Origin of the sequence: Christensenella tenuis, from assembly GCF_014287795.1 — a bacterium.
GTDB classification, from domain to species: domain Bacteria; phylum Bacillota; class Clostridia; order Christensenellales; family Christensenellaceae; genus Christensenella; species Christensenella tenuis.
The window spans coordinates 181,449-195,696 of record NZ_JACOON010000006.1 but is presented as its reverse complement, the minus strand read 5'-3'; the positions used below and the strand labels follow the sequence as shown (position 1 = coordinate 195,696).

Annotated in this window: 14 protein-coding genes; 8 read left to right on the top strand and 6 right to left on the bottom strand. The window is 52.7% G+C overall.

Annotated elements, in window-relative coordinates; all coding sequences use genetic code 11:
* Positions 1-106: 106 nt before the first annotated feature.
* Positions 107-2,206, top strand: a complete 2,100-nt coding sequence (locus H8S18_RS11895) for a ribonucleoside triphosphate reductase (protein WP_186858487.1) — start codon at positions 107-109, stop codon at positions 2,204-2,206.
* Positions 2,203-2,862, top strand: coding sequence for an anaerobic ribonucleoside-triphosphate reductase activating protein (locus H8S18_RS11890; RefSeq protein WP_186858486.1), 660 nt, complete (start codon positions 2,203-2,205; stop codon positions 2,860-2,862). Before H8S18_RS11895 ends, H8S18_RS11890 begins: the two co-directional genes overlap by 4 nt.
* A 76-nt stretch (positions 2,863-2,938) precedes the next feature.
* Here the strand turns inward: H8S18_RS11890 and H8S18_RS11885 are convergent, their stop codons facing one another.
* The 3 genes from H8S18_RS11885 to H8S18_RS11875 all read right to left on the bottom strand — a co-directional run bounded on the left by H8S18_RS11885 (position 2,939) and on the right by H8S18_RS11875 (position 6,472).
* The gene (locus H8S18_RS11885) at positions 2,939-5,434 is read right to left on the bottom strand and encodes a transporter substrate-binding domain-containing diguanylate cyclase (protein ID WP_186858485.1); all 2,496 of its coding nucleotides are present in this window, start codon (positions 5,432-5,434) and stop codon (positions 2,939-2,941) included.
* Positions 5,435-5,576: 142 nt separating this feature from the next.
* Positions 5,577-6,032, bottom strand: a complete 456-nt coding sequence (locus tag H8S18_RS11880) for an ImmA/IrrE family metallo-endopeptidase (RefSeq protein WP_186858484.1) — start codon at positions 6,030-6,032, stop codon at positions 5,577-5,579.
* A 113-nt stretch (positions 6,033-6,145) separates the two neighbouring features.
* Entirely contained in the window at positions 6,146-6,472 is a 327-nt protein-coding gene (locus tag H8S18_RS11875) for a helix-turn-helix transcriptional regulator (RefSeq protein ID WP_186858483.1), read from the bottom strand.
* 293 nt (positions 6,473-6,765) lie between these two features.
* On the opposite strand from H8S18_RS11875, the gene H8S18_RS11870 reads away from it, so the two are divergent.
* Together H8S18_RS11870 and H8S18_RS11865 are read left to right on the top strand one after the other, a co-directional pair.
* Entirely contained in the window at positions 6,766-7,014 is a 249-nt protein-coding gene (locus tag H8S18_RS11870) for a hypothetical protein (protein WP_186858482.1), read from the top strand.
* Between the two features lie 12 nt (positions 7,015-7,026).
* Positions 7,027-7,476, top strand: coding sequence for a hypothetical protein (locus H8S18_RS11865; protein ID WP_186858481.1), 450 nt, complete (start codon positions 7,027-7,029; stop codon positions 7,474-7,476).
* 178 nt (positions 7,477-7,654) lie between these two features.
* Here H8S18_RS11865 and H8S18_RS11860 read toward each other — a convergent pair whose 3' ends face one another.
* Positions 7,655-7,864, bottom strand: a complete 210-nt coding sequence (locus H8S18_RS11860; RefSeq protein WP_186858480.1) for a hypothetical protein — start codon at positions 7,862-7,864, stop codon at positions 7,655-7,657.
* Between the two features lie 352 nt (positions 7,865-8,216).
* On the opposite strand from H8S18_RS11860, the gene H8S18_RS11855 reads away from it, so the two are divergent.
* From H8S18_RS11855 to H8S18_RS11840, 4 genes are all read left to right on the top strand, one after another.
* The gene (locus H8S18_RS11855) at positions 8,217-9,539 is read left to right on the top strand and encodes a putative DNA modification/repair radical SAM protein (RefSeq protein ID WP_186858479.1); all 1,323 of its coding nucleotides are present in this window, start codon (positions 8,217-8,219) and stop codon (positions 9,537-9,539) included.
* 469 nt (positions 9,540-10,008) lie between these two features.
* On the top strand, positions 10,009-10,944 hold the full coding sequence (locus H8S18_RS11850; RefSeq protein ID WP_330598772.1) for a TIGR03915 family putative DNA repair protein: 936 nt from the start codon (positions 10,009-10,011) through the stop codon (positions 10,942-10,944).
* Between the two features lie 75 nt (positions 10,945-11,019).
* Positions 11,020-11,487, top strand: coding sequence for a VOC family protein (locus H8S18_RS11845; RefSeq protein WP_186858478.1), 468 nt, complete (start codon positions 11,020-11,022; stop codon positions 11,485-11,487).
* Positions 11,488-11,600: 113 nt separating this feature from the next.
* Positions 11,601-11,813 carry a hypothetical protein gene (locus H8S18_RS11840; RefSeq protein ID WP_186858477.1) on the top strand — a complete coding sequence of 71 codons (213 nt, stop codon included), beginning with the start codon at positions 11,601-11,603 and terminating at the stop codon, positions 11,811-11,813.
* A 91-nt stretch (positions 11,814-11,904) separates the two neighbouring features.
* Here the strand turns inward: H8S18_RS11840 and H8S18_RS11835 are convergent, their stop codons facing one another.
* Positions 11,905-13,128, bottom strand: coding sequence for an AfsR/SARP family transcriptional regulator (locus H8S18_RS11835; RefSeq protein ID WP_186858476.1), 1,224 nt, complete (start codon positions 13,126-13,128; stop codon positions 11,905-11,907).
* 21 nt (positions 13,129-13,149) lie between these two features.
* On the bottom strand, positions 13,150-14,217 hold the full coding sequence (locus tag H8S18_RS11830; RefSeq protein ID WP_186858587.1) for a type IV pilus twitching motility protein PilT: 1,068 nt from the start codon (positions 14,215-14,217) through the stop codon (positions 13,150-13,152).
* Positions 14,218-14,248: the final 31 nt, after the last annotated feature.

The window sequence follows — 14,248 nt, the reverse complement described above, 5'->3', positions numbered from 1 at the left end:
TCGACAGCGTAAGATCTATATTCCGGCGTGCACATGACTCTATGCGCGCCTGCTTTTTACTGCTCTTCAAATCAAACACCCATCCCGGAGAAGGAGAAACAACAACATGATTACGCAAATCAAAAAAAGAAACGGAAGCACGGAAAGCTTCCAGAAGGAAAAAATCACATGGGCTATTTTTAACGCCGTTACCGCTGTGGGCGGGGACGACTTCGATACGGCGCAAAAGCTTTCGGACGAAGTTGTAGACCTTGCAAACCTTCGCCTGAAAACAGACGTTGCAGACGTGGAAGAGATTCAGGACCTCGTGGAAAAGGTGCTGATTGAGCGCGGGCACGCAAAAACAGCGAAGGCCTATATCCTTTACCGGGAAAAGCGCCGCGCGGCGAGAGAGAGCAACGCCCTCATCGGCGCGACCATCGATATGTTTTCCGATTACCTTGACGATAAGGACTGGCAGATCAAGGAAAATGCCAATACGCAGAAATCCATCAACGGCATGAACAATTATGTGCGCGAGACGTTTACCAAGCAATACTGGCTGCACGAAGTTTACCCGCAGGAAATCCGCGAGGCGCACACGGGCGGCGCGTTCCACATCCACGACCTTGGATTTTTCGGACCGTATTGCGCGGGCTGGGATTTGAAGCAGCTTCTCTCGGACGGGTTTGGCGGCGTGCCCGGCAAGGTAGAATCCTCCCCGGCCAACCACCTGCGCTCCTTTTTGGGACAGGTGGTGAATTCCACGTTCACCACGCAGGGTGAAACCGCGGGCGCGCAGGCATGGTCGTCCATCGATACCTATTGCGCTCCCTTCATTCGTTATGACAACATGACCAAAAAGGAAGTCAAACAGGCGCTGCAGGAATTTATTTTCAATATTAACGTGCCTACGCGCGTGGGCTTCCAGTGCCCGTTCTCGAACCTCACCTTCGATATCGTCGTTCCGCGCACACTGAAGGACGAAGCCGTGATCGTGGGCGGCAAGGTGCGGCGTGAGACATACGGGGAGTTCCAGGAGGAAATGAACCTCTTTAACGAGTGCTTCTGCGAAGTGATGCTTGAGGGCGATTCGCATGGGCGCGTATTTACCTTCCCCATCCCCACTATCAACGTGACGAACGATTTTGACTGGGACAGCCCGGTGGTGAATAAATTTATGGAGATCACATGCAAATACGGCATTCCGTATTTCTCCAACTACATCAATTCCGATCTTTCCCCGGAAGACGCCCTTTCCATGTGCTGCCGCCTGCGCCTCGATACCAAAGAGCTCCGCAAGCGCGGAGGCGGTCTTTTTGGCTCGAATCCCATGACAGGGTCGATTGGCGTAGTCACCATCAACCTGCCGCGCATCGGTTATCTTTCGAAAACGGAAGGGGAGTTCCGGGCGCGGCTGTGGCAGATGGTCATGATGGCGAAAAACAGCCTTGAAATCAAGCGTAAGATCATCGAGCACCAGACGGAGCGGGGCCTGTATCCGTTCTCGGCCCACTACCTGCGGAACATTAAAATGCGCACGGGGGAATACTGGTATAATCATTTCAATACGATCGGCGTGCTTGGTATGAACGAAGCGCTGCTCAATTTCTATGGAGACGGCACAGACCTTACGACGGAAAAGGGCCAGGAATTCGCCGTTTCCATCATGAACTACCTGCGCGATTTGATGACGGAAATCCAGGAAGAAACCGGACATTTTTATAACCTTGAAGCGACGCCGGCCGAGGGCACCAGCTACCGGCTTGCGGACCTCGACAGGAAAAAATATCCGGATATTATCTGTGCGGGAGACGAAAACGTGGCGTATTATACCAATTCCACACAGCTTCCGGTTGGCTTTACGGATGATATTTTTGAGACGATGGATTTGCAGGACGAGCTGCAAAGCCTTTACACGGGCGGTACGGTGCTGCACCTGTATCTTGGCGAACGCATTTCCGATGTGGAAGTAGCGAAAAAGCTGATCCGCAAGGTGTTTACCAACTATAAGCTGCCCTATATCTCGCTCACGCCGACATTCTCCATCTGTCAGGAGCATGGCTACCTTGACGGCGAGCAGTTTTCCTGCCCGGAATGCGGAAAGGACACGGAGGTATGGAGCCGCGTGGTTGGCTACCTGCGCCCGGTGCAGAATTTCCACAAGGGAAAAAAGATGGAATATGACGAACGCCTGAAATACCAGATCAGGGAAAGCGGGTTATGAACATTGCAGGATTGCTGAAAACGGCGACTATCGATTTTCCCCGCCGCCTTGCGGCTGTGATATTTACGGCGGGCTGCAACTATGACTGCGGGTTCTGCCACAACCGGGACCTGCTGACAACTAGGAAATACGTCGATAACGCAGAGGTCATGCGGTTCCTGGAAAAGCGTGCGGGCCTTCTCGACGGGATCGTCATTTCGGGCGGCGAACCTACCCTGCAAAAGGACCTTGTGGAATTTGCGGGAATGTTAAAAGCGCTTGGCTACGACGTGAAGCTCGATACCAACGGGAGCAATCCGCAGGTGGTGGGAAAGCTGCTTGACGGAGGACTTGTGGATTATGTAGCCATGGATTACAAAGCGCCGCTTGCCCGCTATCCGGAGATTTGCGGGGCCGGGGCGGATGGCTTTTTGGAGACGCTTGCACTGCTGCGGGATTCGAACGCCGAATGGGAGCTTCGAACGACGATGATCCCGGAGATCGGCGGGGAAGAACTGCGGGAGATGGCGGAAGCTGTCCCGGCGCTGCCCCTGTACGCATTGCAGCTTTACCGTCCGGTGCGGATCGAAAAGCTGCGGGTCTATACGCCGCAGGACATCGTGCGGATGGCGGAGGAACTGAAAGACATCCAGCCGAATACGCTCGCACGGTGCTGAAGAAAAAAGAAAACGGGCTGCCTGCCGGTGCGCAGAAGCCCGCTTTTTTGTTTGTCCGGGTGAAAACGGCCGGGGATTATTCGGATCCGTCCGCCAGATGGAAGGTGTCACGCCCCAGTTCCTTTGCCTTGTAAAGCGCATGGTCCGCAAGCTGGTAAAGCTTGCTGTAGGTCGTGCCTTCCGTGGCGATGGCGACGCCAATGCTGACAGTCAGGTGTTTCCCCGGATATATAAGGATGCCGTGGACTTGCTCGCACAGGGAAGCGCATTTATCAGTCAGTGTACGGACATCGCGGATATTTCTCATGTAGACGATAAATTCATCGCCGCCCGGGCGGCCGACAATATCTTCCTTCCGGAAGCTGCTTTTAAGAAGGGAAGCGACCTGCCGCAGCACTTCATCCCCGCGCAGGTGTCCATAGGTATCGTTGATCAATTTAAAATGATCGATATCCGCAATCAGCAGGGCGCCCATTTCACCTGGGGCGATACCCGATAGCGCTTCACTGATCAGCTCGAAGCTGGTTTCCGCATTATAAATATGCGTCAGGCTGTCATGCTGCGATTTTTTAAGCAGCGTATCTTTTTCCAGCTTTTCTTCGTCGATGATGTTAATTTTGCCGATGGCGTAGGCGGGGCTGCTGTTGTCATATACCGTTTCCAGGGCAATGCGCAGCCAGTGGGTTTTTCCGTCGATGCACGCAAGCTGTACCTCATGGATGCCGTCTTCCTGTGAAAGAATTACGTCCATGAAGGGTTTGCGCAGCTTTTCTTTTTCCTCTGAAGGGCGCCGGAAATCAAAATCCAGCAGCGAGGGCTGGCCGTCCTCGCTCTTTGACGGAGTGGAAACGATCATAATGCCGGTCTTGAAATTGTATTCGAAGAAATACTCGTTCATGAGCGCGTATACCTGAAAATGTTTTTTCAGTTCCAACGCGTTCTTTTTATTCATTTTTGCCCTCTGGCGGAGGAAGATGAGCAAAATCGCAATGATCGCAATGGAGATACACACGATGACCGCCACGGATTCCACCGGATATTCAAACAGAAAGTCCCCCAGAGAAGCCGGCGGCTTCTGTGTGATATTCTGGTTGATGATGGACTGCATATCCGTTTCGGAAATGGTGGAGTTGACCTTATTGAGGATAGACAAGAGATCCCAGCTACCCGGCTTGACTACGCCGAAACAGATTTTGCGCGGTTCGTAGGCCTGGGGAATCAGCTTAAAATTCCGGTATTGGGGCAGGTTGGTGTAATACTGCGCGGTATAAGCGTCCACATAGGTATAATCCGCCTCCCCGCGTGCGACAGCTTGGATGCAAGCGAGCGCGGAATCACAGACGACAACCGATCCGGCGGATTCTCCCTTGTAATTTTCAGTTGATAGAGACGCAAGCCGCTTGCCCTCGATCGAGTTTTCACTCACATCCTTATCGATCATCAGCAGGTATTGGGAGGACACATAGGGCTGCGCGAGCGATACGCCATGCTCGCGGGCAAAATCGTAATCATAGGGAATTCCGGCGACGATATCGAGGCCGCCTTTCTGTGTGGAAGCATACATTTCATCCCGTGAAACAAAGGGGATCAACTCAAATTCAAGTCCGGTTTGCTGCGAAATATAATCGAGGAGACCGATGGAAATCCCCGTGAGCTTGCCGTTTTCATCCTCATATTGGTAAGGAGACTGACCGGTAAGGACGCCCACCCGAAGCTTCCCGGTTTCGCTGACATACGCCGCTTCGGAGTCGGAGAGGTACAGCGTATCGCTTGGCGGGAAGAAGTATTTTTCGTACAGTTCGGAGGAAAAGGAAGGATTGGCTTGTTCCACACTGAGGATGGCGGAATTGAGCTCCTCCACCAGCCCGCTGTCGTTTCCCTTGGTGGTAACGAGGTAAAAAGGCTTGGGCGCAAACCGCGCCACGGTCCGCACCCCATCTACATAATTCATGCTGACGTTGAGCATCATATCGGCGGCGCCGCTTTTAAGAGCGGCTAATTGCTCCTCTACGCCGTCGCAATAGATATATACTGGGGTAATCAAATTCATTTTGCAGTACTCTTCCAGTTCCTGCTGGCGCTGTCCGCCCTTGCCGGCTACGGCGATACGGAAGGTCTGCGATACCTGCGAATTGATGGTAATATCCTGCGGCGATTCGTAAAGCACCTGTAGGGTCGTCTCGACGGAGCCGTAGCTGTAACTCGCATAATCATATTGCTGGCCAAGCTCTTCGCTGTAGAGCATTCCGCCCATCAGATCGACTTCCCCTTTTTCCAGCATGTCCATCAGGGTAAGGAGGCTTTCGTTGGGATCGCCGGGAACTTCGATAAATTCGTAGTTCCAGCCCGTATATTGGGCGATTTCCTCCAGGTATTCATAAGTATAGCCGGAATAATTTCCGTGTTCGTCTAGTTGGGTGAGCCCCGTTTGGATCGGAAAAGCGACCCGCACGGTGCGGGTGTCTTTGGCCATGGCATGCGCAGCCGGGATGCCTAGGGAGAACACAAAACACACTGCAAGCAGCAGGCAAAGCAAAAATTTAAATAGGTAAAAACTTTTTATCCGCATCATTTATATCATCGTTTCCGGTAAACGCACCGATAGGGCTGCGCCTGCCTGTAAATCATTGCGGACAGGAGGGCAAGCCACCCGTCGATACAATACTATACCTATAGTATAATGTTTTTGCCTGGGAACCACAAGGGAATAAAAATTATAAATTGCTGATGTCCAGGGGGTCAAACCGGAATAAATACCCTTTATAGGTATAGGACATGCCGTATACCTTGGAATAAACGGAAAGGCCGCGATGAAAAAAAGGCTCGTCGATCTCAAGAAATTCGCAGAATTCCTGGACGGTGCGCAGCCCGCGTTTGAATCCTTCCAGAAGTTTATCCATAGGCATGACCTTCTGCGCCGCCCAGCGGTCTGCCATATATTCATATTTATTCTGGATATGTTTATCCGCATGGAGCAGGTTCATGGCACAGGTTGACTGGTGGCCGAGTTCGTGCGCCGTAACCGCATTGCGTTTCGCGGTATTGTCGATATTGCTGCTGAGCAATATCGTTTTTCCGACGGTAAGCGCATTAAAATCACTGCGAAATGTATAAGTCTTAAGCGTAATATTATTTTTCCTGAGCTCTTCTTCCAAAATGTCGCTTAACATCTTCTTCCACCCCTTTAAAGCATAAAGAATATGCGTGCCTGCTGCCGTTGGATTTATTATAGCAGGGGCGGATGCCGTCTGATGTCGATTTGTGTCGCTTCAGGAAAATTTTTTCAAGAGTCCCGGCGCCTGTTATAAATAGCGATAATTTCTTCAATCTCCTGCCGTTCGTCCTCTGTGAGGCGGTCGTAGCCTTTGGGCGCGGAAAGCGCAACAAGAGGTTCGTTTTGTACATTGCCGGGCGCCGCTTCGTCTGTGAGGCACAGGATATAGTCTACAGAAACGCCGAAAATTTCAGCCATCTTTTTCAAGGCCTTGATATCCGGTTCATAGTTTTCATTTTCCCAGCCGGATAACGCGCCCTGCGTCACGCCAAGCTGCCGGGCAAGGTCGGTTTGCTTCATACCCCTGCCTGTACGTAATTCTTTGATTCGATTCATGGGGGAACACCTCGAATATTAGGAATACTTATATTAATTTTATTGATATATTTATTTTACGGAATTTAATGGTTGTTTTCAATGAAATAAATATTAGTTTAACTAATATATGTTCTTGACAAATGGGAAAAATGGCGCTAATATTAAGTAAACTAATATTAGTAAAATTAATATTTGGAGGAACACATGAAAAAGAGAAAGCCGGAATTGGATCAGGCACTGGTGAAGCTCGCAAACCGCGGACAGTTGAAAAAAAGGCCGGTTCGGAGGATACGAAAGGCAGGTGAAGCAAAATGAGAGTGGAAGATGCACCCTATATCAGGCACTATATGGCAGCGGGGGATGAATATCCGCGCGCGCTGTGCGCACAGCAGGAGGAGGCGGAAGAACGCCTGTGTATGCTGGAAGATGAACGGAGGGACGTGGAAGAGCTGGAAGGCCTCAGCCTCGACCTGAAGGAAGACGTACTGGAATACTATGACCGGGAGATCCGGGAATGCGAAAGGACAATTTCCTATTTTGAGCACGCAAGGCGGCGCTGAGAGGAGGACGGGATGGAAGACGTAGAAAAAAATTTTTATCGGTATGGAGCCCTGAAACGGGAGATTGACGAATGCAAAAAAAACATACGCGAAATGACGGCTGAAAAATATGCCTGTATGGATACCCTTCTAAAAGGGCCGAAATTAAACGGGGAAAAACAGAAAATATGGCTGCACAGCGATCCTGTTTATCAGGTGGTGCAGAAAATGGTGGACGTCTATGACGCGCGTATTAGCAAAGAAACCGAATATATGGGCACCCTTTATTTTGAATTTGATGAACTGCAGCGCTGGATCAACAGGGGTAATCTCAGTAAAGAGGAAAAGGAATATGTCCGGCTGCGGTATGTGGAAAGGGAGACCGTAACGGCCATTGCCGAATTAATCGGGTATTCCGAGCGGCAGATGCTGCGGCTTAAAAAGAAGCTGATGAAATCAATGGACCGCATATATGACGCATAAGTGTCGGCTGGATGGCGGGAAAACGGCGGGAAAATTCCCGCGTCCTATGATAAAATAATCATACGGGAACAGTGGGGGAACACTGCCCGAAAAAATCTTTCATTTTTTTCCTGCAAAAAGCAGGGCGGCCTTCTGGCCGCCCTGCTTTTCTTAAGAGAGATGCGCAACTTGTATATGATTACCAAGGCTCGCCCGGACAATTTTCCGTTGCGCCGTCCCGGTTCAGGTATCCGCTGCGGCCTTTGGCGTCGGTCCAACTGATATAAACCTGCTTTCCGCCGTCTCTTGCCTGCGTGAGCGCTTCTTTTTCCGAGGCGGCCTTGCTCAAACCTTCAATGTATTTTTCTTCGCCGGTCTCACGGTCTCTTACAATTACTTTATAATCCACGATACATTCCTCCTTTATCGGTGTTAAGTGTTTGTATATAGATACCCAAATCCGGCCTGGTTATTCCAAAAAATGAAAAAATAGCAGGAAAAATAAAACGAAATCGCCGTCCGCGTTATTTTAATTTGTGAACATACCGCCGGTTGTACACTTCCCATGGTATGATAAACGATATGGAAAATACCTGCGAATCGTCCGGCACAGCAAAAATCGGCAGGTTCGGGCCGCGTGCCATGGAGAGGCCGGGGCATGGCGCGCGGGGAAGGGCCGGGCTTATATTATAGCAGGGTAGGTGCAAAGCCCGCGCAGGCTGCCGTTTGAGCCTGCAAACATAAAGAAGGGGAGGAACGGAATGGATCTGTTTGCAAAACTAAAGCTGCTCACCGATTCGGCAAAATATGACGTCGCCTGCACCTCGAGCGGCGTGGACCGCACCGCGGGACGCGGACAGACGGGCAGCGCCACTTCAGGCGGCTGCTGCCACAGCTTTGCGGCAGATGGGCGGTGCATCTCCCTTTTGAAAGTACTGCTCACCAATCATTGTATTTTCGACTGCAAATATTGCGTAAACCGTAAATCAAACGATGTGAAACGCGCAATGTTTTCCCCGCGAGAGCTTGCGGACCTCACCATGCATTTTTACCGCCGCAATTATATTGAAGGACTCTTTCTGAGTTCGGGAGTGGTGAAAAGTCCGGATGATACCTGCGAATTGATGATCGAGGCGCTGCGCATCCTGCGCAGGGAATACCGCTTTTCCGGGTATATACACGCCAAAGCGATCCCCGGCGCGTCAGAGGGGCTTCTTACGCAGCTTGGCCTGCTTGCCGACAGGATGAGCGTTAATATCGAAATGCCCTCGGGCAGCAGCTTAAAGCTCCTTTGCCCGGATAAGAGCAAAGAAGCGGTCTTGAATCCGATGGGCTTTATCCGTGACCAAAAGCGGCAGAATACGCAGGAGATCGCGCTTTATAAGCACGCGCCAAGGTTTGCGCCCGCGGGGCAGAGCACCCAGATGATCATCGGCGCGTCGCCGGAGACGGATTTCCAGATCTTAAGCCTTACGGAAGGGCTATATAAGAAATACCAGCTCAAACGCGTGTTCTTTTCGGCGTATATCCCGGTGGTGGAAAATTCGCTCCTGCCATCGATCGGCACCAAGCCGCCGCTGCTGCGCGAACACCGGCTGTACCAGGCCGATTGGCTGCTGCGCTATTATCACTTTACGGCAAATGAAATCCTTGATGAAAAGCACCAGACCTTCAATCCCTTTCTGGACCCCAAATGTAATTGGGCGCTTTGCCACATGGAATATTTTCCGGTAGAAGTGAACCGCGCGTCATATGAAGAGCTTTTGCGCGTGCCGGGCGTCGGGGTAACAAGCGCACGGCGCATCCTTTCCGCGCGGCGTACGTGCGCGCTTACCTTCGAAGGGTTGAAAAAGCTCGGCGTGGTGATGAAACGTGCGAAATATTTCCTTACCTGCCGGGGAAAGATGGAGGCGGGCCCGCGCTTTTCACAGGAGGAAGTGCTGTGTGCGATGATGTCCCAAAAGACGCTTTCGATGTACCGGCAGAGTGGATATTCCGCGGACGGCAGCAAGCAGATATCGTTTTTTGAACCGCCGGCAGTTCTCGCGGGCGATTTGCAAAAATGCCTCAGCGGGCAACTGTAGCGCGGAATGTTGTCCAAACCTATGGGCCCCCGGCGCACTCGAACAGAGTGAGAGCGCCCGGGCAAGGGACGTCCATGAGCATGAGCCGTAGGCGGTGTGTTAATGGGAACGGCCTACTGCCGCTATGAGAAAAGATAGGCAAATCAAATGAAGTGCTGTTTACTGTGAGAAAAAAGGGAACAACGCAGTGGATTTCAGCCATGCGCCTGTCCTGCAGGCTTGGCTTATGGGAAAATCTATGCGGGCGTGCCTCCAGCCATTCGCTGACGCTTTTGGGGAGGCCCGCCGCGCCGGGAAAGCGAAGCTTTTCATATTGAGGGATCCCTGGCAAACTCGAATGAGCGTAAGAATGAGTTTGCCGGGGTGAAGGAAGAACCGGGCAAGAGGCGAAATTCCCGGCAGAAGACGGGAATGAGCAACAGGACCGTGTTCTGACGTAGGAAGCGAAGCGATAGAGGCGGAGGAAGGGATGGGGCCCCCGAGAGACTCGAGCGAAGCGAGTCGCTTGGGGAAGGCGACGAAACGCCCGGCAAGCGGAATAGCGCCGACAGGCGATATGAAGCGCATAGGGCGAGTGAGGAGTAGTATGATCTATCAATACGACGGCAGCTTTGACGGGCTTCTATGCTGCGTGTTTGAAAGCGTTGCCCGCAAAGAGGTTCCGGAAGGGGTGTACGGTCCCGGTCATTTCCAGATGTCGATGTTTGAGACGCGGACCATTGAGACGGATCCCATACATGCGCGGCGCGTGCTGGCGTCCATTCCCAAAAAGATGGGAAGGGAGGCGCTCGATTTCGTGCGCAAGGCATTCCTGACCTGCCTGCCGGAGAAAGAAAGACATATCGTTCTGTTTTTGCGTATGGGGTATGAATATGGCTCCAAAGTGATGCGCATGCTGGCGGATGATGTGGTGAATACGCTTTTCAAAGCGGTTAAGCACCTGGAAGGTGAGGCGCACCTCCTAACGGGTTTCATCCGTTTTTCCATCCACGATAAGGCCCTCGTCGCGCAGATCACGCCGAAAAACTACGTGCTGCCTATTCTGGCGCCGCATTTTCGCGGACGCTACCCGGATGAAAATTTCCTGATCTACGATAAAACGCACGGCGACGTGCTGGTGTACGAACATAAAAAGACGCAGGTTTTTTCAGTGGAGCGGTTCGCACTGCCCGATCCGGATGAAGAAGAACGTAGGTTCCGCGCACTGTGGCGTATGTTTTATGAGACCATCGCCGTTCCGGGCCGCGAAAACCCGCGCTGCCGTATGGCGCAGATGCCCAAACGCTATTGGGAGAATATGACGGAGTTTGCCGTAGAAAAAGATGTGCTTGTAAGGCAGGCCGCGCCGCCTGCAAACGCCTCTTCCGCAGGAAAGCGGGGCCTGCCCAAAGGCAGCGTATTTTGATATACTGTATCTTACGGCGGGGCTCCCTGTCCATAACCAGGAGCCGCCGAATCATTCCATACACGGAGGGTTTTTATGAAATTTTGCAGCCCCTTGCTTGTCGTTACGGATCTCGCGCGCTCGCGCGCGTTTTACCGGGAGGTGTTCGGCCTGCGCGTCATTTCGGACTTTGGCGCAAATATCACCTTCACTGGCGGACTTTCCCTGCAAACAAAGGAGTCATGGGAAAGCTTTATCCACAAACCTGCAAGTGAAATTACGTTTGGCGGGAACGATGCGGAACTGTATTTTGAGGAAGACGACCTGGATACGTTCCTCGGAAGGCTCGGCGGAATGGATGGGATTGAATATGTACATCCGCCGCAGGAACATGGCTGGGGGCAGCGTGTCGTGCGGATTTATGACCCGGACCGCCACATCATCGAGGTGGGCGAAAGCATGCGCGTGGTGTGCAAACGCTTTCTTGACGCAGGTATGACGCCGGGGCAGGTGGCGGAGCGCACACAGATGCCCGAACGCTTCATCAGAAACTGTATGAAATAGCGTAAAGCAAAAAGACAGCCGGGGCATCCCGGCTGCCTTTTTGCTGCCCGGCCTTTTCAATCCCGGTTTTTACCAACTATTATAAAGACCCGAACAAGGCCGGCATACCGGCCTTGTTCGGATGCATCGCGTTTACGGCGGGGATGGTGCGGGCCGGGGCCGGCGGGTACGTCCTGCCCTTTGCGGAACCCTATCTGAACGCGCAGGGGACGCAAAGCCTGCCGTACCAGCCCGCAGTCCTTGCGGCTGGCGCGGCGGGCTGGGCACTCTTTACCCTGACCGCTTACCGCAAGTCCGTAAAGACGTTTGAGGCGCTCGGCCTGTAGCAAGCAGCAAAGGATGGCGCGTAAAAAGAACCCGGCACGGTTTTGTGCCGGGTTCTCCCGCGGGAAGCGAAGGATTGGGTGCAAGAACAATTTACCATTTTCCCGCGGACGAATCTTCCATCATGACATCCATATCTGCGGCAGAAATGCTTTTGCAGGTAAGACGCGTGCGGTTCATTTTGGAATTGCGGTAGAAGAAATAGCGCAGGCGGTCTGCTACAATACCGCAATTTTCCTGTTTGATTTCCATCAGCATCAGCACAAACTGGGAAGCGCTGTAGCGTGCATAAGCGTCGCTTTTACGCAGGGAAGAATTGACGGCGGCATGAAACTGCTCCACCGTCTTTTTGGTTTGCCCGCCGCTTGCCAAGGGAGTTCCGTCGAGATTAGAAAGCGTACACAACATCAGGAAGACGGATTGTCCGCTGCGTTCCATATGACGGACGACAAACCGGTATAATTTGGTAAAAACATCCAGGTTGCAAAAGAATGCGCCGGCCGGGCTGGCGTCCTCCGCGATTTTGTTGCGGACCTCAACGATGGAAGGCGCTACTTCCTGCATGCCGCCCGTAATTTTAGCGCGCAGCGTCTGCATGCGTTCCGAAGGCTTGAGGCCGAGGTCATCGAGCAGCAGAGCGGTCACGGTGTCATATGCTTCAAGCGCTTCCTGTATGCGCTTTGTCTCATATAGGCAATCGATGTACATCAGCGCCAAATCTTCTTCGTAAGGATAAAGCGAGGTCGCTTTTTTCAGGCGGACGACCAAAGCATCGAGCGCTCCCTGCGCCTGCGCGAGCGGATAGGCCCGGCGGAATACCTCGCAATACATCCCTTCATATGTCACGAAAGCACCCATCACCCAGGGTTCCCCGGATGAGCGGGGCAAAAATCCGCCCTGGTAAAGGTCCATTGCTTTAAGGCACAGTGCAAACTGTTTTTCCTCCCCGATTGCAGGATCGCCGATTTGCTGCACGTTTTTTTCAAATTGTTCTGCGTCAATACTGCAAGGAATTTCCCCTGAAAAACCGTAGGAACTTTTCTTGTACAGGATGCAGTCCCGCGGCGCGCCGTGTTCCTCCAGAAGTTTACGCAGCCGGTAGACGAGGTTTTTCAAAACGGAAACCGGATTTCCGCATTCTTTCCCTCCTAAAAGGACGTCAATCAAATCCTCCTGGGGCACCAGGCTTCCGCGGCGGCACAATAAATACTGGAAAAGCTGCAGGACTTTGCTGTTGCGTGCGTCCTTTGAAACGATGGGGGTTCCGTCATAAAATACTTGGAAGCTCCCAAACATCTCTACAGTAAATTCTTTCAACCTTGGAATGCTCCTTTCCCCTCAAAGCGGCCGCTGGTCTAATTTCCGCTTCATGACATCGGGCGATAAACTGCGCGCAAGAGCGGTTTCCGGACTGATTACGCCGTCCATACACATCTTCAAAAGGTTTGCATCCATGGTAATCATACCTTCCGCCGCAGACGAGGCGACAGCCGTTTCAATCTGGTGTGTTTTTGCCTCGCGGATCATGTTGCGGATGGCCGTGGTACACCGCACGATTTCGAATGCGGGAACCACGCTCCCCGAAACGGAGGGAATAAGCTGCTGGGAAATGGTCGCCTGCAACACCATTGCCAGCTGCGCGCGGATCTGCCCCTGCTGGTTTGGCGGAAAAGCGTCGATAATCCGGTCAATGGTGTTGCCCGCGCCCATAGTGTGCAGTGTGGAAATCACAAGGTGCCCGGTCTCCGCGGCGGTCATGGCCACACTGATCGTCTCGTGGTCGCGCATCTCGCCCAGAAGAATCACGTCCGGCGCCTGCCGCAGCGCGGCACGCAGGGCGACCGCATAACTTTCCGTATCCGTCGCAATCTCGCGCTGGCTGATGATGCTTTTTTCATGGCGGTGCAAATATTCGATCGGGTCCTCGAGGGTAACCACATGGCTGTTGCGCGTGCGGTTGATGCGGTCGATGATGCAGGCAAGCGTCGTGGATTTTCCGCTTCCGGCAGGCCCTGTTACCAAAACGAGGCCCTTGGGCATATTGCCGAGGGAAAGAACGCTTTCCGGGATCCCCAGTTCATGCGGATCGGGCAGGCTGAATGCAATCACGCGCACGACAGCCGCAAGCGAGCCGCGCTGGCGGTAAACGCTCACACGGTAACGGGATACGCCGGCAAGGGAAAATGAAAAATCGTCATCCCCGCGCTCGAGCATGGTTTGCGGGTCGCGCTTTCCAAGCGCATACAGTTCCCGGATTGCGAGGTTCGTATCTTCGGGGCGCAGGATTTCCCCGCCATAACGCTCGATCCGGTTGTTTATCTTGAGCGAGAACGGCAGGCCCGCCACGATAAAAATATCCGACGCCTGCTGCCCCGCCGCTGCTTTGAGTAATTCTTCCGCCTTCATTGTTTCCATATTCCTCCGCCGCCGTTTTGCC

Coding starts and splice junctions, on each gene's coding strand:
- H8S18_RS11885 (WP_186858485.1), bottom strand. CDS start 5,434: ATGATGCGGATAAAAAGTTTTTACCTATTTAAATTTTTGCTTTGCCTG.
- H8S18_RS11870 (WP_186858482.1), top strand. CDS start 6,766: ATGAGAGTGGAAGATGCACCCTATATCAGGCACTATATGGCAGCGGGG.
- H8S18_RS11845 (WP_186858478.1), top strand. CDS start 11,020: ATGAAATTTTGCAGCCCCTTGCTTGTCGTTACGGATCTCGCGCGCTCG.
- H8S18_RS11890 (WP_186858486.1), top strand. CDS start 2,203: ATGAACATTGCAGGATTGCTGAAAACGGCGACTATCGATTTTCCCCGC.
- H8S18_RS11865 (WP_186858481.1), top strand. CDS start 7,027: ATGGAAGACGTAGAAAAAAATTTTTATCGGTATGGAGCCCTGAAACGG.
- H8S18_RS11855 (WP_186858479.1), top strand. CDS start 8,217: ATGGATCTGTTTGCAAAACTAAAGCTGCTCACCGATTCGGCAAAATAT.
- H8S18_RS11880 (WP_186858484.1), bottom strand. CDS start 6,032: ATGTTAAGCGACATTTTGGAAGAAGAGCTCAGGAAAAATAATATTACG.
- H8S18_RS11850 (WP_330598772.1), top strand. CDS start 10,009: ATGGGGCCCCCGAGAGACTCGAGCGAAGCGAGTCGCTTGGGGAAGGCG.
- H8S18_RS11895 (WP_186858487.1), top strand. CDS start 107: ATGATTACGCAAATCAAAAAAAGAAACGGAAGCACGGAAAGCTTCCAG.
- H8S18_RS11830 (WP_186858587.1), bottom strand. CDS start 14,217: ATGAAGGCGGAAGAATTACTCAAAGCAGCGGCGGGGCAGCAGGCGTCG.
- H8S18_RS11875 (WP_186858483.1), bottom strand. CDS start 6,472: ATGAATCGAATCAAAGAATTACGTACAGGCAGGGGTATGAAGCAAACC.